At 59.1% G+C, this 23,897-nt stretch carries 20 protein-coding genes and 2 tRNA genes; 13 read left to right on the forward strand and 9 right to left on the reverse strand.

From position 1 onward, the window contains the following. The first annotated feature begins 61 nt into the window (after positions 1-61). From ACQRBR_RS02405 to ACQRBR_RS02420, 4 genes are read left to right on the forward strand one after another with little or no spacing between them, the layout of a single operon-like run. On the forward strand, positions 62-811 hold the full coding sequence (locus ACQRBR_RS02405; protein WP_427812220.1) for an ABC transporter permease: 750 nt from the start codon (positions 62-64) through the stop codon (positions 809-811). Next, positions 801-2,207: an ABC transporter ATP-binding protein gene (locus tag ACQRBR_RS02410; RefSeq protein ID WP_427812221.1), complete on the forward strand. Its 1,407-nt coding sequence runs from the start codon at positions 801-803 to the stop codon at positions 2,205-2,207. The genes ACQRBR_RS02405 and ACQRBR_RS02410 overlap by 11 nt, the downstream gene beginning before the upstream one ends. 2 nt (positions 2,208-2,209) lie before the next feature. After that, entirely contained in the window at positions 2,210-3,349 is a 1,140-nt protein-coding gene (locus ACQRBR_RS02415; RefSeq protein WP_427812222.1) for an acyltransferase family protein, read from the forward strand. 9 nt (positions 3,350-3,358) lie between these two features. Next, positions 3,359-4,300 (forward strand): class I SAM-dependent methyltransferase, encoded by a 942-nt coding sequence (locus tag ACQRBR_RS02420; RefSeq protein ID WP_427812223.1) that lies wholly within the window; start codon positions 3,359-3,361, stop codon positions 4,298-4,300. A gap of 83 nt (positions 4,301-4,383) precedes the next feature. On the opposite strand, the gene ACQRBR_RS02425 is transcribed toward ACQRBR_RS02420, so the two are convergent. The 3 genes from ACQRBR_RS02425 to ACQRBR_RS02435 all read right to left on the reverse strand — a co-directional run bounded on the left by ACQRBR_RS02425 (position 4,384) and on the right by ACQRBR_RS02435 (position 5,753). Continuing rightward, positions 4,384-4,460, reverse strand: a tRNA-Met gene (locus ACQRBR_RS02425). A 327-nt stretch (positions 4,461-4,787) separates the two neighbouring features. Next, positions 4,788-4,864 (reverse strand) — tRNA-Met (locus tag ACQRBR_RS02430). A 94-nt stretch (positions 4,865-4,958) separates the two neighbouring features. After that, on the reverse strand, positions 4,959-5,753 hold the full coding sequence (locus tag ACQRBR_RS02435) for an undecaprenyl-diphosphate phosphatase (protein WP_427812224.1): 795 nt from the start codon (positions 5,751-5,753) through the stop codon (positions 4,959-4,961). Positions 5,754-5,833: 80 nt separating this feature from the next. Between ACQRBR_RS02435 and ACQRBR_RS02440 the strand changes: the two genes are divergently transcribed. Further along, positions 5,834-6,028, forward strand: coding sequence for a hypothetical protein (locus tag ACQRBR_RS02440; RefSeq protein ID WP_204674145.1), 195 nt, complete (start codon positions 5,834-5,836; stop codon positions 6,026-6,028). Positions 6,029-6,445: 417 nt separating this feature from the next. Here ACQRBR_RS02440 and metG read toward each other — a convergent pair whose 3' ends face one another. Then, the gene (gene metG, locus ACQRBR_RS02445) at positions 6,446-8,410 is read right to left on the reverse strand and encodes a methionine--tRNA ligase (protein WP_168935745.1); all 1,965 of its coding nucleotides are present in this window, start codon (positions 8,408-8,410) and stop codon (positions 6,446-6,448) included. A gap of 12 nt (positions 8,411-8,422) precedes the next feature. Continuing rightward, a complete protein-coding gene (locus tag ACQRBR_RS02450; protein WP_303740172.1) occupies positions 8,423-9,505 on the reverse strand; it encodes a PSP1 domain-containing protein in 1,083 nt (360 codons plus the stop codon). 298 nt (positions 9,506-9,803) lie between these two features. Here ACQRBR_RS02450 and ACQRBR_RS02455 point away from each other — a divergent pair, with 298 nt between their 5' ends. The 8 genes from ACQRBR_RS02455 (at position 9,804) to ACQRBR_RS02490 (ending at position 21,171) form a co-directional block, all read left to right on the forward strand. Continuing rightward, the gene (locus tag ACQRBR_RS02455) at positions 9,804-10,352 is read left to right on the forward strand and encodes an HDIG domain-containing metalloprotein (RefSeq protein ID WP_303954747.1); all 549 of its coding nucleotides are present in this window, start codon (positions 9,804-9,806) and stop codon (positions 10,350-10,352) included. Positions 10,353-10,379: 27 nt separating this feature from the next. Beyond that, positions 10,380-11,699 carry an ATP-dependent 6-phosphofructokinase gene (locus tag ACQRBR_RS02460; protein WP_427812225.1) on the forward strand — a complete coding sequence of 440 codons (1,320 nt, stop codon included), beginning with the start codon at positions 10,380-10,382 and terminating at the stop codon, positions 11,697-11,699. Beyond that, positions 11,692-14,982 (forward strand): UvrD-helicase domain-containing protein, encoded by a 3,291-nt coding sequence (locus tag ACQRBR_RS02465; RefSeq protein WP_427812226.1) that lies wholly within the window; start codon positions 11,692-11,694, stop codon positions 14,980-14,982. Before ACQRBR_RS02460 ends, ACQRBR_RS02465 begins: the two co-directional genes overlap by 8 nt. After that, on the forward strand, positions 14,979-17,960 hold the full coding sequence (locus tag ACQRBR_RS02470) for a PD-(D/E)XK nuclease family protein (RefSeq protein WP_427812227.1): 2,982 nt from the start codon (positions 14,979-14,981) through the stop codon (positions 17,958-17,960). The genes ACQRBR_RS02465 and ACQRBR_RS02470 overlap by 4 nt, the downstream gene beginning before the upstream one ends. A gap of 114 nt (positions 17,961-18,074) precedes the next feature. Then, positions 18,075-19,205: an NAD(P)H-dependent flavin oxidoreductase gene (locus tag ACQRBR_RS02475; RefSeq protein WP_303881162.1), complete on the forward strand. Its 1,131-nt coding sequence runs from the start codon at positions 18,075-18,077 to the stop codon at positions 19,203-19,205. A 64-nt stretch (positions 19,206-19,269) separates the two neighbouring features. Then, positions 19,270-19,749: a hypothetical protein gene (locus ACQRBR_RS02480; RefSeq protein ID WP_427812228.1), complete on the forward strand. Its 480-nt coding sequence runs from the start codon at positions 19,270-19,272 to the stop codon at positions 19,747-19,749. A gap of 186 nt (positions 19,750-19,935) precedes the next feature. Then, positions 19,936-20,148: a 50S ribosomal protein L28 gene (rpmB, locus tag ACQRBR_RS02485; protein WP_040369119.1), complete on the forward strand. Its 213-nt coding sequence runs from the start codon at positions 19,936-19,938 to the stop codon at positions 20,146-20,148. A gap of 54 nt (positions 20,149-20,202) precedes the next feature. Then, complete coding sequence (locus ACQRBR_RS02490) at positions 20,203-21,171, forward strand: rhomboid family intramembrane serine protease (protein WP_427812229.1); 969 nt, start codon at positions 20,203-20,205, stop codon at positions 21,169-21,171. 146 nt (positions 21,172-21,317) lie between these two features. Here ACQRBR_RS02490 and ACQRBR_RS02495 read toward each other — a convergent pair whose 3' ends face one another. From ACQRBR_RS02495 to rapZ, 4 genes are all read right to left on the reverse strand, one after another. Then, positions 21,318-21,845: a hypothetical protein gene (locus ACQRBR_RS02495; protein WP_427812230.1), complete on the reverse strand. Its 528-nt coding sequence runs from the start codon at positions 21,843-21,845 to the stop codon at positions 21,318-21,320. 156 nt (positions 21,846-22,001) lie between these two features. Then, entirely contained in the window at positions 22,002-22,463 is a 462-nt protein-coding gene (locus ACQRBR_RS02500) for a PTS sugar transporter subunit IIB (RefSeq protein ID WP_321127185.1), read from the reverse strand. A 5-nt stretch (positions 22,464-22,468) separates the two neighbouring features. Then, a complete protein-coding gene (locus tag ACQRBR_RS02505) occupies positions 22,469-22,912 on the reverse strand; it encodes a PTS sugar transporter subunit IIA (RefSeq protein ID WP_006004575.1) in 444 nt (147 codons plus the stop codon). A 68-nt stretch (positions 22,913-22,980) separates the two neighbouring features. Further along, positions 22,981-23,883 (reverse strand): RNase adapter RapZ, encoded by a 903-nt coding sequence (gene rapZ / locus ACQRBR_RS02510; protein ID WP_427812231.1) that lies wholly within the window; start codon positions 23,881-23,883, stop codon positions 22,981-22,983. Positions 23,884-23,897 lie beyond the last annotated feature (14 nt).

Here is a 23,897-nt window from a genome sequence, read left to right on the forward strand (position 1 = left end):
TTTATGGCATCCACTCCTCCTTAGCAGGATCCTTGCGGGCAATGCGTCCCTTATCCTGCACATGACCCGCCGTCAGCTGGCTTTGCGCTATAAAGGGTCCATCCTCGGCTGGTTCTGGAGCCTGGCACAACCGCTCATGATGCTGCTCGTCTACACCTTTGTATTTGGGATCATCTTCAAGGCCCGCTGGGGCAATATGCCCGAAAGTGGTACCGGCAGTTTCGCCGCAGCTATGTTCTGCGGCATGGCGACATTCAACCTTTTTTCCGAAACCGTGAATGGCGCGGCCCCTTCCGTGCTGCTTAATGCCAACCTGGTAAAAAAAGTCGTTTTCCCCCTGGAGATACTGCCCATCATCCATCTGGCCTCTGCCATCATCCTGGGGGCGAGCTGGTTCCTGTTGCTTTTTGCCGGTGCTGCTATGCTGGGCATATCATTCCACCTGTCCGCGCTGCTCCTGCCCCTGCTCCTGTTGCCTGTTCTGCTGCTGGCACTGGGCGTGGCCCTGTTCGTGGCAGCTTCCACAGTCTATGTGCGTGACATGCCCCATCTGACGGCAGTCCTCATCCAGATACTCTTTTTCATGACGCCCATCTTCTATCCTGTGGAGATGGTGCCGGTCTCTCTGCGCTGGATCCTGGCCCTCAATCCGCTGGCCGCCATGGTCGACGAAGTCCGCAACGCAGTCCTGTTCGGTATCTGGCCGGACTGGGGGACCTTTGCCTGGAATATGGGACTGGCTTTCATCATCTGCCGGCTGGGGTTGTGCTGGTTCCTCAAAACCAAAAAAGGATTTGCCGATGTCCTTTGATCCGCAGACACCGCCGCAGCCTTCTCCTCCGACAATTGCCCCTTCGCAGGAGGCAGCCATCATCTTGCAGGATGTGAGCAAGGTTTTCGAGATCTACGACCGTCCTGTCCATCGTCTGCTCCAGATGCTGTGTCGGGGCCGCCGCAAGTTCTACCGCAGTTTCGAAGCCCTGCACCATATCGACCTTACCATCCGTAAAGGAGAATGCGTCGGTATCGTAGGACGCAATGGCGCCGGCAAGAGCACTCTTTTACAGATCATCGCCGGAACTCTGGCCCCCACGACAGGCAGTGTCAGGACGTGCGGACGGGTAGCCGCTCTCCTGGAGCTGGGCAGTGGCTTTAATCCCGAATTCACCGGGCGCGAGAACGTATTCCTGAACGCAGCCATCTTGGGACTGAGCGATGCGGAGATCCGGACCCGCTATGACGACATCGTAGCCTTTGCAGATATCGGCGATTTCATCGACCAGCCTGTACGTAATTACTCCAGCGGTATGGTCATGCGTCTGGCGTTTGCCGTAATTGCCCATGTAGACGCGGATATCCTTATCGTAGACGAAGCCCTTTCCGTAGGAGATGCGTACTTCACACAAAAATGCATGCGCTTCCTGCGCCAGTTCATAGCCACAAAGACACTGTTCTTCGTCAGCCATGACGTGGCCGCCATCAACAGCCTCTGCACCCATGCTATTTTTCTGGAACGGGGCCGCATCAAAAGTGCCGGTGATCCCAAGCAGATCACAGAGCTCTATCTCGAAGATATCTTTCAGGCTGCCCAGGGAGAAAAACCTGCCGGAGCAGCTCCGTCTGCCTTCAAACGCGGGCTGGTGCTTCGCCCGGAAGAAGAAGATTTTCGCGATGCCAGGCAGGATTTCATCAATAAGTCGACGCTGCGTAACGATATCCAGGTATTCCGCTTCGATCCTGATGCGCCTGCCTTTGGCCAGGGAGGCGCCTGTATCGAGCGGGTCGTACTCATGGATCAGAAAAAAAGGCCTCTATGCTGGTGCACTGGGGGCGAAATCGTCACCCTGCGTATCGATTGCCGGGCCCGACGGCCCCTGAACAGTCCTATCGTCGGTTTTTATCTCAAGGACAGGCTGGGGCAGACACTATTCGGCGACAATACCTATCTGTCCTATATGGATCAGCCACTGCATGTGGCCGCAGATGAGCCTTTTTATGCCGCATTCTGCTTTCGCATGCCGGTTCTGACCGCAGGAGACTATTCATTTGCCATAGCTGTCGCCGAGGGCACACAGGAAGAGCATATACAGCATGAATGGCGCCATGATGCTTTGATCCTGACCTCTGTCGCCTCCAGCGCCAGTGCGGGCATCATGGGACTCCCCATGAGGTCCATCGAACTTACCATTGGTATTAGCAATAGATAAACATGGAAAAAGAACGGTTAATTGGTCTTGATATTCTTCGTGGATTTGCAGTTCTTACAGTCTTTATTGCTCATATCCTATTATTAATACCAAAAGAATTTTTTATTCAAATTCACGCTATCACATGGCGTATCACATATCTTGCAAATTATTCCGTAGATTGTTTTTTTGCCTTAAGCGGATTTCTTATTGGAGGATCGTTATTAAACTATGAAAAATATGACTTTAAATCACTTTATAATTATTCAATTGATAGAATAACAAAAATATTCCCATGCTATTATATTATCTTTCTAGCGACTGTATCTATTTACATAATATTTGGACACACATATCCGTTAAGCTATCTAATATTTATTCAAGCATACACAAATGATCTTTATTTTATTGGTGTAGCTTGGACTTTATCAATAGAAATGTTATCATATCTTCTCATGCCATTTTTTTTATATCTATTTAAATTTAAGATAAAAATATTTAGCAATTTATATATAAATATAATATTCTTTATTTGTATTTTTATTATTATAGAATCAATTAGCAGATATTTAAGCGTATTAAATATCACTAGTATAGTTCTAGATGATGCTGTAAGGAAAATGCCTCATCTTCGCATGGATGCCTTATTTTATGGTCTTGGCATATCGTGCATTAAAAAAGCTTTTCCAGTGTTGTATGATAAAATAGCATCACCCTGGATATTCATTATTTCTATTTTAGCTATATGTATTTTTTTAGAATGGCAATATTCTGACTCTTTTATTCAAAATACAGAATTTGAAAAAAATAAAGAAATTCATTCGCTTGTAAGTTTTACCCTGTCAGGTTTTTTGTCATCAATAATACTACCCTTCTTGAGCAAAGCTACTTTTAATAATGATAAATTATATAAAATAAAGTCATATTTTATATATCTTGCAAAAATTTCATACCCACTTTATCTCGTCCATCTCCAAGTCCTTAGTTTTGCTATATCAATATATTATAAAATAGACATTCAAAATATATTTCTAAAATATATTTCATTTTCCTCAATTATAGCCATATCAATAACAATAATATTTTCTGCTTCACATTTTTTGCATACCTACATTGAAAATCCAAGTATGCAGCTAAGAAAACGACTAAAATTTTATAAATAAAAGGAGAATATGGATATGGACAAGGAAATACTTCAATTTTTATTGCACTATACTACCTACGAATATAAAGGTCCGAATGAGATACTAGCTGGAGGGGCAACTCCATGGATTGGGCATGTTATTTTTGCCGATATGCTTATTCGAGCATATCGCCCTCAATGCCTAGTAGAACTTGGTAGCCATACTGGTGTTTCTTTTTTTGCTTTCTGTGAAGCTGTCAAACAATCATGTTTTGAAACATCATGCTATGCAGTTGATACATGGAAAGGTGACGAACAAGCAGGCTTCTACGAAGAAGATGTATACAGAAAATTTTCAGAGCATACTGAAAAATGCTATTCAAAATTTGCAACCATGTTGCGTATGAAATTTGATGATGCAATACAATGTTTTAAAGATGGATCTATTGATATACTCCATATTGATGGACTTCATACGTATGATGCAGTTAAGCACGACTTCTATACCTGGCTACCGAAAGTAAAGCCTGGAGGAATCATACTTTTTCATGATGTCGCCGAACAAGGAAATAATTTTGGTGTCTATAGATTATGGCATGAGATAGCAGAAATATCTCAAGAGATTTGTGTTTTTCCCCATTCTCATGGCCTCGCTGTATGGAGGAAACCTGGAGGTCCAGCTCTCGACAACTCGCTATTACAAAATCTCTTATCACAAGACAAAGAGATAGCAGTACCAATCATTGGAATAATAAAATTAACCTCTGAATATTTTGTTAATAGCCACAAATTAAAAGATATCGAATCCAAATATGACAATCTTAATGAAGAATATAACAATATATCCCAAGATAATATCAATTTAAAAAATATAAATATCCAGTTAAAAAGTGAACTTGAATCAATTTTGAATTCAAATTCATGGAAAGTTACGTTTCCTTTACGAGAAATATCTCGTTGGCTGCGGAATAAATTACAAAAAAACGAATAGCTGTTCTTCATAAAATCGAAGGAAAGAGCTACCAAAGGTAATAAAAAAGGCCCGGGAAAATCCCGGGCCTTTTTTATTACCTTTGGTAGCAAGGGAGGGATTTGAACCCCCGACACTGCGGGTATGAACCGCATGCTCTGACCAACTGAGCTACCTTGCCGTGATGGCGTTTCGTATCCACTCAACGCAGAGATGTATCTACAAAAATTACGGCACGCTGGCAAGTCTTTTTTGTACCTTTCTTCCAGTGACTACAAGTCGTCTACTCCAGCATCCTTTGGCATCTTTGAGACCTGAACGTGCAACAGGAAATCATCACGTGGGAAGCTCGCGATAACAGAACTTTTCCCTGCGCTATCCAGCCGTCATTTTGAGGCTGAACTGAAGAAAATATCATCAAATTCTGATTCTCTATCGGCGGACTTACTACAGACGGAATCACATAACAAAAGAAGCCCGGAAAATTTCCGGGCTTCCTATCGTATTCTGGTAGCAAGGGAGGGATTTGAACCCCCGACACTGCGGGTATGAACCGCATGCTCTGACCAACTGAGCTACCTTGCCGTGATGGCGTTTCGTGTCCCACTCAACGCAGGGATGTATCTACAGAAGTTGCGCCCCTTTGGCAAGCATTTTTTGGGGATTTTCCCATTTTTTTTTAATGCACCATGAAATACCAGATAAAGGGAGCCAGCAGCAGGCGGTACACGGCAAAGGGTACCAGGGTCATATGACCCACCAGCCTCACGAAAGCCTTGACCGCGATCAGGGCGGAAATAAAGGAGCCGATCATGCCCACGGCAAAGAAGGGGATGTCCGCCGCGGTGAACAGATGCAGGCTCTTGAGCAGGTCAAAGCCCGTGGCCGCCACCATGATGGGCACGGCGGCGATGAACGAATATTCGGCCGCCAGCGGACGGCGGGCCCCCAGGATCATGCCGCCCATGATGGTGGCCGCCGAACGGGAAAAGCCGGGGAACAGGGCCAGGCACTGGAAGCAGCCGATGCCGAAGGCCAGACCGGGCGTCATGTCGTCCAGGGTCTCATAGCGGGGATGGAACCGGCGGCGCTCCACAAAGATCATCAGCAGGGCGCCGATGACGAAGGGGATCAGCACCATACTCGGCGTGAACAGGCTCTTGATCTGGGAGTGCAGCAGCAGGCCCAGTACACAGGCGGGCACGCAGGTGAGGAAGAGCATCCAGATGCCGCGCAGACCGGCAAAGGGCACGCCCTGTTGCGGCCGCAGCAGGCCCCAAAAACGTCCCCAGTAAAGGACGACCACCGCCATGATGGCGCCCAGCTGGATGACCACCTGGAAAGTGGCAGCTTTTTCACCGCTGAAATTGAGCAGATCGCCCACCAGCACCAGATGGCCCGAGGACGAGACCGGCAGGTATTCCGTCAGCCCTTCCACGATGCTGAGGATGAACGCAACCCACAAATTATCCATATATGCCGTCCTTTGGATCCGAAGACCCGTTGTTTCCCGAAACGGACTCGGCTAGAGTGGTCCACAAAAAGGAGAACTCCATGGCCACCATCATGCCCGCTTCGGAACTGGTACGGCGAGCCGCCGCCTGGCTGGCGGAACAGCGCGCCCTGTATCCTGAAAAATCCCTGGCCGCCCTTCTGGACGAAGCCGGGATGCGCTTCAACCTCAACCCGCTGGACGCGGCGGCACTGGGCCGCCTGTTCGATCCTGAAACGCAGGAAAAGAGCGAATAGGTATCGCCTTTGAACAACGGCCGGAACCCGCACAGGGGGGGGATCGCCGTCCTCTCCGGGAACCCGGTCCCGCAGGGGCCGCGCTTCCCGGATGGCAGCAATCCATCCCCGGCTGCCGCCCCGGTCGCAGCGCCTGCGGCCAGCCTATAGACGGAAATGCCGGGCATTGCAATCCCCGTCGTGCGCATCATGCCGCGAGGTATGAAAAAAGGGAAGGCGGCCTGATGGTCGTACTCCCCTTGTTCCAGTCTCCCCCATCCCTTGCGGACGGGGGAGTTTTTTGTCTCTGCCCGGGGGCTCCCCGCTGCTCTCCCCTGCTCCCTCTGAGGGCGCTGAAAAAGGAAGAGGTATGGGGAAGGGAGGCCCTCCTTGCCGCCGGCAAAAAGCCCTCCCCGCCCTTGTCGAGAATCGTTTATCCTAGGCGATCTGGCTGCCGTTGGGCACAGGCGCGGCAGGCGTCAGGACGGAGAGCTTGCCGTCCTTTTCCGCGGTCAGCACCATGCCGTTGGACATGAGGCCACGGATCTTGCGCGGGGCCAGGTTGAGCACGGCGATGACCTGCTTGCCCACCAGTTCCTCAGGCTTGTAGTAGTCGGCCAGGCCGGACAGGATCTGGCGCGGCTGGCCTTCGTCAAAGTCGATCTCCAGACGCAGGATGCGGTCGGCATTGGGATGCTTTTCCGCCACGACCACGGTCCCGGCGCGCATCTCCACGGCCTTGAACTGGTCGAAGCTGATCTCACCGCTCTGGCCTTCGGCGGCAGGAGCGGCCTTGGGGGCTTCCTGCTTCTTTTCCTTCTTGGCCTTGGGAGCCTTTTCGGCCGGAGCTTCCTGCTGCAGGGCCTTGACGTCGATACGCGGGAAAAGATTGGAGCTGGCCGCCACTTCGGTGCCGGGCTGCAGACCGTCAAAGTTGCCGGCCTCGGCTTCCAGAGAGGTGGTCACAGGGCCTTCGCCGGGCTGCTGGCCCAGCTGCTCCAGCAGGGTGCGGGAGGCATCGGGCATGACGGCCCACAGGCACAGGGCCACCTTGCGCATGGCCGACAGCAGCACGTACATGACCGTGCCCAGACGCGTGGTATCGCCCTGCTTGAACAGGGTCCACGGCGCCTGCGAATCCACGTACTTGTTGAGCGCGCGCACCAGATCCCACAGGGAATCCAGGCCCTGGGCGAACTGGGTGTTGCCGAACAGCTGGATGTAATTGGTCATGGCCGTGGCGCACAGTTCGACGATGGCCTTGTCGTCCTCGCTGAATTCGCCGGGCTGGGGCACCTTGCTCTCAAAATACTTGGCCGTCATAGACAGCACGCGGCTGAACAGGTTGCCCAGGTCGTTGGCCAGGTCGGCGTTGATGCGGGTCACCATACCTTCTTCGCTGAAGGAGGCGTCGGAACCGAAATGCATCTCGCGCAGCAGGAAATAGCGGAAGGCGTCCAGACCGTACTTCTGGCGCATCTCCAGCGGTTCCACCACGTTGCCCAGGGATTTGGACATCTTGGTATCGCGCACCAGCCAGTAGCCGTGCACGTTCAGGTGCTGGTACACGGGCAGACCCGCGGCCTTGAGCATGGTGGGCCAGAACACGGCATGGGGCTTGAGGATGTCCTTGGCCACCAGATGTTCGCCGGGCCAGAAGGTCTTGTACTTTTCACCGTCAGGCCAGCCCAGGGCGCTGATGTAGTTCAGCAGGGCGTCGAACCACACATAGCAGACGTAATCCTTGTCGAAGGGCAGTTCGATGCCCCAGGTCAGGCGGGACTTGGGACGGGAGATGCACAGGTCTTCCAGCGCGCCCGATTCCAGCATGGACAGCACTTCGTTGCGGTAGCGCTCGGGGCGGATGAAGTCGGGATGGCTCTCGATGTATTCCCGCAGCCAGGGAAGGTATTTGGACATGCGGAAGAAGTAGTTCTTCTCGCTGATGAATTCAGGCTTGGTCAGATGCTGGGGGCACAGACCGTTCTCCAGCTCCTTTTCCGTATAGAAGCGTTCGCAGCCGTAGCAGTAGTGGCCGCCGAACTCGCCGAAATAGATGTCGCCGGCATCATAGACCTGCTGCAGGAAGCGCTGCACGCGGGCCTTGTGGTCTTCGTCGGTGGTACGCACGAAAGCGTCGTTCTCGATGCCCAGATGCGGCCACAGCTGCTGGAACAGGCCGCTGATGCCGTCCACGAATTCCTTGGGGGAGACGCCCTGTTTTTCGGCGGCCTTGACGATCTTGTCACCGTGTTCGTCCGTACCGGTCAGGAACATGGTGTTGTCGCCCAGGGTCTTGTGGAAACGCGACAGGGAGTCGGCCACGATGGTGGTATAGGCATGTCCCAGATGGGGCTTGGCATTCACATAGTAAATGGGGGTGGTGATATAAAAGTTCTTCACGTCTGACTCCGTTTATTCGGCGGCGCCGTCCTGCCGTTGCTGCGACTTGCGGCGACGGCGGCGGCGACTTTTGCTGTTCTCTGCGGGGGCGGCCTCGGCCTGCGGCTGGGCCTGCTGCGGCTGGGCTTCCGGCCCGGCGGTCAGGGGCGCGTCGGGCGGCAGCACATCGGCAAACAGGTTGGGATCGTCCACGTTCTCCGGCGTGACGGAGACCACCAGCAGACCATCCCCCTGTGCCGCCTTCTGGGGCTGCTGCGCCTGTTTGGGCTGGGCATTGTTGGGATGGGGCTCGGGACGATGCGGATCCAGGGCCTGCCATTCTTCCAGCGTCAGTTCCTGTTCCTCGTTGTTCTCGTTGAGCACGGACAGCGAATTGCGGAACATGTTGGCCCGCAGCACCTTCATGGTGCCCTGCGTGGTCTGGTATTTCTTGCCCAGACGCGGGCAATTGTGATGGAAGCGGTCGTAGTTCTCCTGCTCGTAGGAAAGGCAGCAGAGCAGGCGGCCGCAGATGCCCGAGATCTTGGCAGGGTTGAGGAACAGGTTCTGCTCCTTGGCCATGCGGATGGTCACGGGAGCGAACTTGCGCAGGTACCGGCGGCAGCAGCAGACCATGCCGCAGTTGCCCACGGCCCCCACCATCTGGGTCTCGTGGCGCACCCCTATCTGGCGCAGTTCGATGCGGGCGCGGTATTCGCGCACCAGATCCTTGACCAGCTCGCGAAAGTCGATGCGGGCCGGCGCCGTGAAATAGAAGATGAGCTTGCTGCGGTCAAAAAAGACCTCAACGTCCACGAGCTTCATGTCCAGGCGGCGGTCACGGATGCACTGGCGGCAGAACTCCGTGGCCTCGCGGGCCAGTTTCTCGTTGGTGCGGCCCTCGGCCAGGTCTTCTTCCGTGGCCCGGCGCTCGATGGGCGTCAGGCTCTCCGGCTCCACACCGGCCACATAATCATAGGGACCGGAGACCACCTGCGCCAGGGCCTGCCCCTGATCGGCCGCGATCAGCACATGATCGCCCACGGCCAGATCGGCAGGGCCCGTATGGTACAGGGTCTGTCCCAAAGCGCGAAAGCGCAAACCGTATATTGGCATAGTTCCCAATCTTTGTTGCGGGGATTATCTGAATCCCTTTACATCGGGCATATCCGGGCCGCTGTCAACAGGCAGCGTCCGCGACCGGCACAGGCCGGAAAAAGTCCTCCCCTTCCTGCCCCGTCCATCAAGTCCCTGCCCTGCCGCTATCCGGCAGTATCCATATAATAGGGAAGGACCTCAACGGGACGGCATCACTCGCTCTGTTGTCTCCGTCTGCTTCCTTTCCTGAACAGCGGGGCTTTCCCTTGCTATGCAGTTCTGCCTGTTTTAGAATCGTGACAAGGAGAATACCATCATGATCTCACGAGACGAAGCGCTGGCCCTGCTGGCGGAGAACCATGTCCAGGCGGGCCTGTTGCAGCACTCTATTGCTTCCGAGGCCGTCATGCGGGCCCTGGCCCGTGAATTTGGTGAAGATGAAGAACTGTGGGGCCTGACCGGCCTGCTGCACGATGTTGACTATCCCGCCACGGAAGCCACACCGGAAAAGCACGGTCTGGAAGGCGCCCGCCTGCTGGAAGGCAAATTGCCCGAAGAGGCCCTGACCGCCATCCGCGCCCACAACGGCGAGATGACCGGTTGTGCGCCCCAGACCCGTTTCGACTATGCCCTGCGTTGCGGCGAGACCATCACCGGTCTCATCAGCGCCGCCGCTCTGATGCGACCCACGGGCTATGAAGGCATGGAAGTCAAGAGCATCAAGAAAAAGATGAAGGACAAGGCCTTTGCCGCCAGCGTCTGCCGCGACAACATCCGCCAGTGCGAACAGGCGGGCCTGCCGCTGGATGCCTTCCTGGCCCTTTCCATCGCCGCCATGCGCGACTGTTTCTCGCAGCCTGCCTGAACCGAGCATCCCACCACGAGGTGAAGCATGACCCAACCCGGCGCCATCGATACCAGCATCCGTACTCTCGGCACCCCCAAACTCACGTCCCGGCTGCCCTACCGCACCTGGGTGGATGACGTGCGCCTGCCCATACAGGTGGACAGGGAACTCTGCGACGAGTTCACCGAACCCGTACGCCTGGATTTCGAGGCTGCCGGCCCCCGGAAAAAACTTTACTTCGACCCCAGCCGGGCAAAATGCGCCATCGTGACCTGCGGTGGCCTTTGCCCGGGGCTCAATGACGTCATCCGCGCCATCGTCATGGAGGCGCACCACGCCTACCATGTGCCCTCCATCATGGGTATCCGCTACGGGCTGGAAGGCTTCATCCCGGCCTGCGGGCACCAGCCCATGGAACTGACGCCCGAACGCGTGGCCGACATCCACCGCTTTGGCGGCACCATCCTGGGCTCGTCGCGCGGTCCCCAGTCCGCGGAAGAGATCGTGGACAGCCTGGAACGCTCCAATGTCAGCATCCTGTTCGTCATCGGCGGTGACGGCAGCATGAAGGCCGCCCTGAGCATCAGCCGTGAAGTGCAGGCGCGCAACCTCAAGATCGCCGTCATCGGCATTCCCAAGACCATCGACAACGACATCAACTTCATCCCCCAGTCCTTCGGCTTCGAGACGGCCGTCTACAAGGCCACCGAGGCCATCGAATGCGCCCACACCGAGGCCAAGGGCATGCCCAACGGCATCGGCCTGGTCAAGCTCATGGGCCGGGAATCGGGCTTCATCGCCGCCCAGGCCACGCTGGCCATGAAGGAAGTGAACTTTGTCCTGATACCGGAAGCGCCCTTCACCCTCGAAGGGGAAGGCGGCCTGCTGCCCGCGCTGGAAGAACGCCTGAAGAGCCGCCATCATGCCGTCATCGTGGCGGCCGAAGGCGCCGGCCAGCATCTGCTGGACCGCTCCGGTGCCACTGACGCCTCGGGCAATCTGCTGCTGGGCGATGTGGCCGACCTGCTGCGCTCGGAGATCAAGCGGTATATGGACGCACGCGGCATCCCCCACGCACTCAAGTACATCGACCCCAGCTACATCATCCGTTCCGTGCCGGCCACGGCCAACGACAAGGTCTACTGCGGCTTCCTGGGCCAGTATGCCGTCCATGCGGCCATGGCCGGTCGTACCGACATGGTGGTGGGCAAGATCCAGGACCGCTACGTGCACCTGCCGCTGGAGCTGGTGACGCGCCGCCGCCGCAAGCTCAACATCTATTCCGACCTTTGGCGCGCCGCCCTGGAATCCACGGGACAGGGCATGCTGGCCGGTATGCTGCCGCAACAGGAGACGCATGGCTAGTCTGTATCAAGTCAAGGCATCTGCCGGGTCAGGCAAGACCTATGACCTGACCCGGCGTTTTTTGTGTCTGCTGGCGGCCTGCGGGGCCCCGGCACCGGCCGCTGCCGCCTCCTGCGGGCTGGGCACCGGCCCCTCGGGCTGGGACGAGATCCTGGCCATCACCTTCACCAATGCCGCCGCCGGTGAGATGCGTGACCGCGTCATCGGCCGCCTTAAGGCCATCGCCCTGGGCACGCCGGAAAAGGACATCCCCCTGACGCCCGCCATGGCTGCCCGCTGGCTGGATGTCATCCTGCGTGACCTGGCCAGCCTCAACATCCGCACCATCGACAGCCTGCTCCACGCTATCGTGCGTTCGGCCGCCCTGCAGCTGGATCTGCCCCCGGACTTCCAGCCCGCTTTCGTGAGCATGGATGCCGTGACGCCCTATCTTGACAGCTTGCTCAACCTGGCCTCTCAGGGCAATGAGAGGATGGAAAAACTGCTGCGCGACCTCTACTGGGCCATCGTCCATGTGCAGCAAAGCAAGGGCTTCAATGCCGGGGAAAAGCTGGGCGACATCATCCGTCCCCTGCTGGACGGCATCCTGCGCGGCGAATTCACAGACATCACGAGCCCGGAAGAACTGCAAAAACGTCATCAGCAACTCTGGAACAGGGCTCTTGACCTGGTTATGGCTGTACTGGATGCGGAGGAGCAGGCCGACACCAAGCTCCATGCCACAAGCCGCAAGGCTTTGGTACGCCTCCATGAGCGGGACGAAAGCGCCCTTAAGCTCAAATCCATCGCTGAGCCCGAGGTCGACAAATTCCTCACGGCCAAAACGAAGCGCACGCCAGAGCTGCTGGCGGCCCTGGAAGCGCTGACGGCCTGGCTGCCTGATTTCAGCCGCCGCCATGCCCTGCTGCGTTCGGCCCGCAATTTTGCCCCGGCCGTCCAGCTGGCCACCCTGCTGGTCCAGGCCATGCGGGACAACCAGCAGCAGGAGGCCACCCTGCCCGCTGTTTTGGTACCGGAGATGGCCGGTTCGGTGCTCAGCGGCAGCTTTGGCGTCTCCGAGGCCCTGTGCCGTCTGGGCAGCCGCCTGCAATATTTCCTGCTGGACGAATTCCAGGATACCAGTCGCGAACAGTGGCAGGCCCTGAGCCCGCTGGTGGAGGAAGCCCTTTCCCGGGGCGGCTCCCTGACCTGGGTGGGTGACGTCAAACAGGCCATCTACGGCTGGCGTGGCGGGGATGCCGCTCTTTTTGACGGCATCGAAAAGCCCTTGCGCCGTCTGGCCCCGGACGTGTGCCACGAGACGCTCATGGCCAATTGGCGCAGCTGCCGCCAGATCATCGCACACAACAACGCTCTGTTCTCACCTCTGGAGGATGCCTCTGTTGCCCGGCAGGCTCTTGCCGCGCTGATGCCGCAAGACACCCCGGACGACCTGCTGGACAGCTATGCGGAACGTGTGGCCGCGGGCTATGCCGGGACGGCCCAGGATTTTTCGCCCAGCTCGCCTTCCGGCGGCCTCGTGCGTGTGGAGGCCATCGACGGTGACAGCAGCGAGGAACTCAACACCGCCGTGCTGGCGCGCCTGCGTCATGTGCTCCGGCAGGACCTGGCCCCGCGCCGCCCCTGGCAGGACATGCTGGTACTGGTGCGCAGCAATGCCCAGGCCGCCCTGGTTGCCGAAGATCTGGCCGCTGCCGACATCCCCATCGTCACGGAGAACAGTCTGCTGCTGTCCACCCATCCTCTGGTGATCCAGAGCGTGGCCCTGCTGCAGTTCCTGTGCAATGCGGAAGACGAGCTGGCCCTCTGGACCGTGGTCACGGGCAGTCTGGTACAGCAGGGTCCCCTGCCGGTCCCCGACCTGCAGGCCTTGCACGACAGTTGCGTGGACAGGGGCAGCATCCCCCTGGTGCAGCACCTGCAACGGTGCTTCCCCGGATTCTGGGCCTCCGTACTGGCGCCTTTCCACAATCAGGCCGGGCTCATGACACCGTATGACACGATTATGGAATGGTACGACCGCCTGCAGGTCTTCGAACGCTATCCCGATGCCGATGTCTTCCTGCGCTGCTTTCTCGAAGTGCTCAAAAATGCCGAGGATCAGGGGCTTGCCACCCTGCCTGACTTTTTGGCCCACTGGCAGGAAAAGGGAGAGGAAGAAAAAGTCCCCATGCCTGAGGGCATCGACGCCGTGCGCATCATGACCGTCCACAAGTCCAAGGGCCTCGAGGCCCCTGTGGTCCTCCTGCCCTGGACCGATGCCTCCCTGAAGGCGAACGACCCGGTGCTTATGGAGGAAGACGGCCTGCGCATGGTCTGCAAGAATGGTCCGCATTGCGGCAGGATCTACTACGAGGCTCTGTTGCGGCAGGCCATGGAACTGCTCAACCAGTTCTATGTGGCCTTCACCCGGGCACGGGAAGAGCTTCTCGTCTTCCGTACCAGCGCCGCCACCGTGCACAGGGGCTGCGGCAGCCACGCCCTGGACGTCCTCTGGCAGCAGGCCGGGCTCGAGGTCCCCTATCAGCTGGAAGGCGGGGACGACGTGCGGCATCCGGTCCAGCCCCCGGTGGCGGATGCCGAGGGGGAAGATACGGCCCCGACAACAGAAGCCGCAGGAGCCGATAGCGCCTCCGACCAGCTCTCCGGCGGGCAGACGGCAGTGCCGCCTGATCTGGAAGAAGACTGGCGTCCCATGCAATGGCTGCCCCGGCTCAAGATCTACCGCAACCCACTGGAACGGATGCACTTTTCCGCACGGGATCGCGGTACCCTGCTCCATGCCTGTCTGGAACAGCTGCCCCTGGGCGGCCTCAGTGAGGACAACATCAGGGCTGCCGTACGGGAAGTGCTCGCCACCATCCCCCTTGCCGACGGACAGGACGCCCCCGACAGGGAAAGTGTCGCCGCCGATATGGAATCCTGCCTGCTCTGGCTGCTGCGCCTGCCCCAGTTCAGTCTTTGGCAACGACGCGGTGTGCCGGAACAATCCATGCTGGCCGCCGAGGGGTCCCGCCGGAACCTTTTGCGTGCCGACCTCATCGTCCCGCTGTCCTGGGGGACCCTGGTGGTGGACTACAAGAGCGGCATGGTCATGGACGAGCATGTCCGGCAGGTGCAGCGCTATCTGCGCTGTCTGGAGCAGAGCGGCACGGCCGTAGCCCGCGGCCTGCTCATCTATCTGGACAAGCAGTCTTTTCGCCTGGTGGAACCCGACAGCGCTTCGGAACTGTTTACGGATCTTGGGGCCTATCCCCGCTACTTCTGTGAGGACGAGGCATGAGCAGCCCCTTCCATATCTTTTCCTGGCAGCAGCCCTTCCTGCCTGCTCTGAAACAGGCCACCGACCTCTGGAGCGACGGACGGCCCGGTGATGCCGTCATCATCGTCCCCCACAATCGTCCGTGGCGCTACCTTGTGGACATCTATGCCGCTGCCGGGACCACCGGCCTGCTGCCCAAGGTCCTTTCCCTGCCGGACATGGTGCGCCTGTGGCGCATGCATGCCAGTCCCGTGCCGCTGCGCACGGCCTGCCTGCTGGACAGGGTGGCCCTGCTGCGGGACTGCGTCCTCGATCTGGCCGACGAAGACCACGAGCTGGAAAAACGCTTCGGCAAGCTATCCCCGGACGCCTTCCTGCCTTGGGGCATCCGCCTGGCCAACCTGCTGGAAGAGCTGCTGGGCCAGAACATGGTCACGGATGACCTGCCTTTCATCGACGAGGTGAGCCCCCCGGCCGCTGCTCTGCTGGGCGCCCTGGGACGCATCCGCGATGCCTATGTAACGGCGCTGGCCCAGAAGGGCTGGACCACGCCGGGCCATGATTTCTGGCTGGCCGCCCGCCATGCGGAGGACATCCCCGACCTGCTGCGTCCGGCTGACGGACACCCCGTGCTGCTGGCCGGTTTCTCCCTGCTCACCGAGACCGAGGACATCCTGCTCCGCAGTCTCTGGCAGGCCGGCGCCCGCGTTTGCCTGCACACGGATCCGGCTCTGGCCCGGTATGACGGGGAAGACCGACCGTCTGTGCACTGGGCCTGTCATGAACACGTCCAGTGGCTGCAACGCTGGCAGGCCACGGCCCGGCCCTGGGAGACGGACACGCCCTCCCCGGTGGAAGACGCGCAAAAATGGCACTATTTCGCGGGTTATGACCTCCACTCCCAGCTTAAGGCCCTGCAACAGGATCTGGATGCCCCTTCGGAAGCTTCCACGGCCATCCTCCTGACCCACGGCGATCTTCTGCTGCCCGTGCTGCATCACCTGCCGGACAAGGAAGTCAACATCTCCATGGGCTATCCTTTGGACCGCTCGCCCCTCTTCCATCTGCTGGACAGCCTGTTCCGCCTGCATGAAGGCCGGGACAAGGACGGGCTTTTCTACTGGCGCTATCTGCTGGCCTGCCTGCGCCACCCCTATCTGGGCATGCTGCAGGCTACGGCCCCCGAAGGGGAAACAGAATCAGGGCAGTCCCTGCGGCCCCTGTTGCGCCGTCTGGAACGCCGTATCCGCAGCGGCAGGCGTCTGGTGGCCCTGGAGGATCTGCTGGACACACTGGCCGAAGGGGAAGAATGTGCGGATGTCCCGCCTGGCCCGGATGGAGCCCCTCCTGCCCCCAGTCCCGAGCGCGCCCTGCTGGAAGACCTGCTGCACCTGCTGCTGGAAGATTTCGGTGACGTCACCACGCTGGCCGGTCTGGCCGGGGCCCTGCTGCGCCTGAGCGACTTCCTTACCCGCCACGGACAGGCCGTCTGGGAACGCTTTCCCCTGGATGCCGAGGCCCTGTACCGGCTGGTGCGCCATTGCGTGCCGGAGTTGCAGCACAATGCCCTGTCCGGCGAGGAGATGGGCTCCCGCCTTCTGCACGGTCTGGCCCGCCAGCTGCTGCAACAGCAGCGCATCCCCTTCGAGGCCGACCCGCTGGGTGGTGTACAGGTACTGGGCATGCTGGAAAGCCGTCTGCTCCAGTTCGACCGCATCTTCATCGTCGATGCCACCGATGACGTCCTGCCCGGTGCCCCCGGTCAGGACCCGCTGCTGCCGGACAGCCTGCGCCGCATCCTCGGCCTGCCTGATGCCCGCCGCCGGGAACGGGTGGCATCCCACACCCTCTACCGCCTGTGCGCCTGCGCCCACGAGGTGCATTTTTACTGGCAGGAGAGCCAAGGGCGTTCCGGACTCATGGACAGCAAGAAAGCCCGCAGCCGTTTTGTGGAACAGCTCATCTGGGCGCACGAACAGCGCACCGGCGCTATCCTCAAACCGGGTACGCCGCCGCTGGCTGTGGCCACCTGTGCCGTGGCCCCCATGCCGCCCCGCGAATTGTCCCTGAAGCGCAACCAGGCCCTGCAGGATGCCATGCGGACTTTTCTGGCCGCGCCCATCTCTCCTACGGCCCTGGATACCTATCTGCATTGCCCGCTGTCCTTCGTCTGGAAGCACCTGTGCCGTTTCCGGCCCGTCCAGGAGGTCAACGAGAGGGACGACCCGGCAGAAGTGGGCTCCGTGCTGCACGATGTGCTGCAACAACTCTACCGCCCGTATCGCGGCAAGCTGGTGGATGCCGGGACGTTCGACATGGCCGTCATGCGCGCCGAGCTGCAGCGTCAGATCGAAAGGCATGATCTGCGGACCCAGCTGCCGCCCGACAGTCTGATGATGTTCTCCATGGCGGCCCCGCGCCGTCTGGAGGAATATCTTTGCCACCAGCCGGACGCAACTATCCTGGAGCTGGAATATCCCCTGACCCAGGTTATCAGCTGTAACGGCCGGGAATATACTTTCAAGGGACGCCTGGACAGACTGGACAGACGTGAGGACGGCCTCTGCATCGTGGACTACAAGACCGGTACCATCAACAGTCCTGCCGGGGCCCTGTGGGACGACGAGTCCCTGTTCGCCCACATGGCGCAGGTCCAGGATGCAAGGATACCTCTGGAAGAACGCCGCCGGCTGGCTGCCGGAATTTTCGACCAGCTGGCCGAGAAGTTGCGCATGATCCAGCTGCCCGCTTACCTGTGCATGCTGCACGCCGCCGGTTTCAAGGATCTGCACGATGCCGCCCTGGTGGAGCTGCGCGACAAGGGGCGGGAATACTGGCTGTTCGGCCCCAGGCTGGATCTGGACAATGACGAACGCATCCGTCAATGTTTCGACGTCCTTTCCCTGCTGCTCTGGCATATGGAGCATGGACCGGATTTTACCGGCCGCCCGGGTGAAGGCTGCCGCTGGTGCGACTATCAGGCACTTTGTCATGCCTGACAGATGTAGCAGCCTTGTGAAAATAGGTTTTTTCTGGTAATGCTTTCCGAAAATCGATTTCAATACCGCCCCTTCGGGGGCTTTACCTTATAGCGCCATGTTGGAGGTTGCATCATGGCTTTTCCTTCTTTGTCCATTGGAGACCTGACCGCTAAAATGCCCATCGTCCAAGGCGGCATGGGTGTTGGCATTTCCCTTTCCGGCCTCGCCTCTGCTGTTGCCAATCAGGGCGGCATCGGCGTCATCGCCGGAGCCATGATCGGGATGAAAGAGCCCGACGTGGCCAAGAACCCCATCGAAGCCAACCTGCGCGCCCTGCGCCAGGAGCTGACCAAGGCCCGGGAAAAGACCCAGGGCATCATCGGCGTCAACATCATGGTGGCGCTGACCACCTTCAGCCAGATGGTGCGCACGGCCATCGAAAATCGTGCCGACATCATCTTTTCCGGCGCCGGTCTGCCCCTGGAGATGCCCAAGCATCTTCTGCAGGCCTGCGAAGAAAAAAAGGAAGAGTTCAAGACCAAACTGGTCCCCATCGTCTCTTCCGCCCGTGCGGCGACCCTGATCGCCCGCAAGTGGCTCTCCCGCTTCGACTACCTGCCCGACGCCTTCGTGGTGGAAGGCCCCAAGGCCGGCGGCCATCTCGGCTTCAAGCGTGAAGAGATCAACGACCCGAACTTCGCCCTGGAAGTCCTGGTCCCCCAGGTGGTCGAGGCCGCCAAGCGCCTTGAAGACCAGAAAGGCCGCGCCGTGCCCGTCATCGCCGCCGGCGGCATCTACACCGGCGAAGACATCAAAAAGTTCCTCGACCTCGGTGCTTCCGGCGTCCAGATGGGCACCCGCTTCGTGGCCACCAAGGAATGTGATGCCGATGACCGCTTCAAGCAGAGCTACATCTCTGCCCGCGAAGAAGACATCACCATCATCAAGAGCCCGGTGGGCATGCCCGGCCGCGCCCTGCAGAACGACTTCATCGAGGCCGCCCGCCAGGGCAACAAAAAACCCTTCAAATGCGTCTTCCACTGCGTGCATACCTGCGACCAGGAAAAGACGCCCTACTGCATCGCCCAGGCCCTCATCAGTGCCATGAAGGGCAACCTGGAACGCGGCTTCGCTTTCTGCGGCGCCAACGTGGCCCGGGTCAACAGCATCGTTTCCGTCAAGGAACTGATGGAATCCCTGCAGCAGGAATTCGACCAGACCATCAGCAAGGGCAAGCAGACCCTGCAAGGCCTGCTGAAGTAACCCCCGCCGAATCTGTCATCCTGGGGCCGGCCCTGCCGGCCCCTTTTTTTGCCCCTGGAGGACCATGGACGACACCCTTCCCCTGGTGGACAGCGCCACGCTGCCCGATATTGAAAAAAAACGCCTGCGGAACAGCCATCCCCTGTACGGGCGCATGAATGGTGAAGTGATCTGGATGGCGTATGAAGAACTGGGCTATGATGCCGAGGCCTGCGCCACGGCCATGGATGCCGAGCTGGATCTGCGCCACCGCACCGTCAGCCTCATGGCCACGCTGGAGCAGTCCCCGGATGCCTGCTGCGTGCTGGAACTGCCGGATGCCCCCTGCGCTTCCTGCACCGCCTGCCCGGATCTGGCACGACTTGCCATCGACGCCGCGACACCACAGTGGCGGCAGTGGCTGCCCCCCTATGCCATCGGCTGCCGCGTCCATGCCCGCCTGCTGTCGCATACGGAAGCCGGACAGGCAGGATGTCGCCCTCCGGAAGGGGCCGCCCTCCCCCGGCGCCAGATGCTCTGCCCGTGCCTGACGCCCGAAAAATAGCCCACAGCAAAGAAATTTGGGCTTTTCCCGGAAAAAGGCTTGCCTTTTTGGCAAAGCTTGGGTAAAGGAACTGCTTGCGCGGCCATGCTGGATGCATGGCTCATTGCCTGCGCAATGCGCGGCCGCTGTTACCCGGCTTTGCCGCATAAACGATACACACAGTTTTCTGCATATACGGAGGACATCATGAGCAAAGAATGCGATTTCTGCGGCAAAAAGCCCCAGGTCGGCAATCTTGTCAGCCATTCCAACATCAAGACCAAGCGCCGCTTCAACCCCAACCTGCAGCGCGTGCGTCATCAGTTCGCTGACGGCACCGTGCGCACCCTGACCGTGTGCACCCGTTGCCTGCGCTCCGGTGTGGTGACCAAGCCCGCCGCCCGCGCCAAGCAGGACTAACTTGTTTTTTGTCCGCAAAGCCCCGGTTGCCACTGCAATCGGGGCTTTTTTGCTATGAAGCCCCGTCTTCTGCGTCTGCCTGCCCCTTTTGCGGGATACTGGCACGCCCAGCGCCGCCCGCGTCCCCTGCCCTTTCACTGGCGCTCTCTCACCGGCCCTGAGGGCATCACCTCCTACAGCCAGCGCCAGGAAATGATCCTTGTGCTCAGCGCCTGCGGTCTGCCCCATCAGCTCTGGCGCTTCCGCCAAAAAGAATACATCTATGTACCTGCCCTGCTGGAAGATCTGGCCCGGCAGGAATTGCAGCACTTCCATGCGGAAAAACAACGCCCTCCGGTCCCCCGGGGCCTGCCGCCCGCGCTCCATGCCCGCTGCTGGCTGGCTGCCCTGCCCCTGCTGCTGCTCGTTTTCTGGCACGGTCTGCGTAGCGGCTGGTGGCCGCTGCCCGACGGCCTGCCCTTGCCGGCGAGCTGGGAACAGGCCGGAGCGCTGGACAACGTCCGCCTGCGCATCTACGGCGAATGGCAACGCCTGTTCACGGCCCTGACCCTGCATGCCGACGCCGCTCACCTGACCGGCAATGTCCTGCTGGGCGGTATCATGCTGCCCCTGCTGGCCCGGCTGACAGGTCCGGGGCGCGCCCTGCTGCTGACCGTACTGGGCGGCGGGCTCGGCAATCTGCTCACCGTGGCGCTGCGACGGGAATTCGTCCTCAGCCTGGGCTTTTCCACAGCTGTCTTCGCGGCCATCGGAGCCCTGGCCGGGTATATGGTCCTGCATCATGAAAGCAAACGCTATCTGCCGCTGGCGGCCGGAGTAGGCATTCTGGCCATGTGGGGCATGGGCGAAGGGAACGTGGACTATCTGGCCCATATCTGCGGCCTGGTGGCCGGCATGCCCCTCGGTTTCTGGGAGGCCCTGCGTACCAGACGGCGCTGGCCGGGCCTGCCGCAATGGCTGTCCGCCTTGTTGGCCCTGCTCTTGCCCGTGCTGGCCTGGATGCAGACTTTTCACCAGGGATGACGGCAAAAACCGTCTTCCTCCGGCACTGTCCTCCACCACAGATGGCAACCGAAAAAAGCTGCGTCCGCACGGCAATGCCCTGCAGGACGCAGCTTTTTTATAGCAAGGTTATGAAGGATCTGTTCCCCGAAAGCGCCCGGCAGCTCCTAGAACATGTCCAGTCTGGTCACGGCCAAAAAGCCACAGACAGCTACGAACATCCCCGTAAGGCAGGCATACGCCCGGCGTGTACGTAACGAAAGGATGCCGCCCACCATGCTGGCAGCAAACAATATGGGCCAGCTCATCTGCCCTTCAAAAAGGAAGATCGCATCTCCCAGCAAATCACAGGCCAGCCACAAGGCCACATAGCACAGCATGTAGAGCGAGAACTGCCAGGCAGCGCGCACAACGGTCCCCAGTGCCACGGCCTGCCCCGGCGTACAGCCGCGACCGGAAGAAAACCACGCCGTGACCAAGTCCACCAACGGATTGAGGGCCACCCGCTGGTAACGCTCCGCATAGCTGGCTCCGTAAGCCGCGAATACCGCGAACATCAGGGGAGCTAGGAACTGATGGGCCTCGGACCAGCCCGGAATGATGGACAGGGGGAAAAGCAGCAGGAAGGCCAGGGTCCCGAAAGGCGGGACCACACTGCCCAAGGCGATGACATCGAGCCAGAGCAGCTCCACCACGATCCCCAGCGAGAGCGCGGGCTGCCACTGGCCGGAAAGACCGCCCAGCAGCAGGGCCCAGAACAGGGGCCTGTCAGCCAGCCTGAAGACAAAAGAGGAACGGGCTACCCCCGCGAGGACAAAAAAAAAGCGTATTGCACGCCCAGCCAGAGGGCATCAGAGAAGCTGCTCATAAGCATCCCGGATTTTGTCGGAAGGCACACAGCGGAAATCCAGCTCTACCTGCTGTTGCAGCATGGCCCGCAAGTCCTCCCTGTCCTGTTCGGAAAGGGCCACATGCGGGAAGACCTGGATCTTGCCCGGTGCGTAGTGCAGATTGCCGATATTGAGGGCCCGGATGGCGACGCCGCTTTCCAGGGCCCTGCGGGCATCCTGACAGTCGGCAAAGAGGACGAGGCTGCTCTCGCCACAGCAGGCCAGGGTCTCGAGCAGAGCGTCCACCGGTACGAAGTGGATGGCCACCTGCTCCGGCACGGCCAAGGAGACGATCTGCTGCTGCAGCAGGTCCGCCGACATGGCGTCATTGGCAACTATCAGGTGCCGGGCGGCCACATAGGGCAGCCAGCCTTCGATGACCTGCCCGTGCACCAGACGGTTGTCCACTCTGAACCAGAGCATACGGATCAATCGCCTGTTTTTTCTTTGTTCCGGGAACGCAGCATGCTGCCGGCCACGACGATGCCCTTGGTTCCGGCCTCTCCGGCCAGCTTGGCCAGCTCGGCCAGGGGCTTTTCGCGACAGGTGAAGACCTTGAGCAGCATGGGCAGGTTGACGCCGGTGACGACTTCCACATTATGGCTCCCCAGCAGGGAGAGGGCCAGATTGGTGGGGGTGCCGCCGAACATGTCGGTGAGGATGATGACCCCGGCGCCCTTGTCCAGCCGCTGGGCGGCATCGTCCAGACGGCGCACGGTCTCGGGCACTTCCTGGGCGATGTCCACGCTGATGGAGGTGCAGTCGCTCAGGGTACCAAGAATGAACTCCGCCGTGCGCAACATGGCAGAGCCATAGTCGGCATGGGCGACAACGATGATGCCGACCTGGGTGGAAGATTGCTGTTCCGACATGACATACCTCGCGCTGGAACTGAAATTTCTGCAAAATGCAGCACGTAAGGCCAAGAGTGCCAGCTTTCCTAGCCAAGTTCAAGGTGCCTGTGTTCGATACTGGCCGGATAATCCGCCTGACGCAGCATCTGGAACAGGGCCTCGGCCGTGGCGACGGAACGGTGGCGGCCACCGGTACAGCCCACGGCGATGGCGACCCGGTAGCGGCCTTCCGCTTCCATCTGCGGCAGCATGAAGCGCACCAGGTCGAAAAGCTTCTTCTCGAATTCCTGCGCGGCCTCGGAGGCAAAAACATAGTCACGGACAGCTTTGTCCTTGCCGCTGAGGGGACGCAACTTTTCTACAAAATAGGGATTGGGCAAAAAGCGCAGGTCAAAGACGAAATCCGCCTCGCGCGGAACACCGTACTTGAAGCCGAACGAGATAACGTTGACCCGGATGGCCCGCAGCTTGCCCGATGTCCTGCTCCAGCGCTTCTGGATGGCGCGGCGCAGGTCATGGATGGAAAAACGGCTGGTATCTATGACCAGATCCGCCATCTCGCGCACAGGGGCCAGACGAGTGCGTTCCTCGCGCAGGGCATCCTCAAGGCCCATGCCCTCACGCTCCAGCGGATGGGGCCGGCGAGTGGTGGCATAACGGCGCATGAGTTCCTGCGCTCCGGCTTCCAGAAAAAGCAGTATGGGCCGGACCCCATGCTCGGAAAGCTGGGCAAGGGCCACATTGAGCTCTTCCAGAAAGTCCTGCTGGCGCATGTCCATGCCCAGGGCCATGCCCCGGAAGCGTTCCATGGATCCGCGCCGCATCATCTCCACCATCTCGACGGCCAGCCCGGCAGGCAGCCCGTCCACAGTGAAATAGCGCAGGTCTTCAAAGACCCGCAGCGCCGTACTTTTACCGGCCCCCGAAAGCCCGGTGACTATACAGACCTGGACAGGCGCTGCCGCGCCCTCGGATGGTGTCTGGCTCATGGCAATCTCGAAGG

It is taken from the genome of Desulfovibrio sp. SGI.133 (genome assembly GCF_050313955.1).
GTDB lineage: Bacteria > Desulfobacterota > Desulfovibrionia > Desulfovibrionales > Desulfovibrionaceae > Desulfovibrio.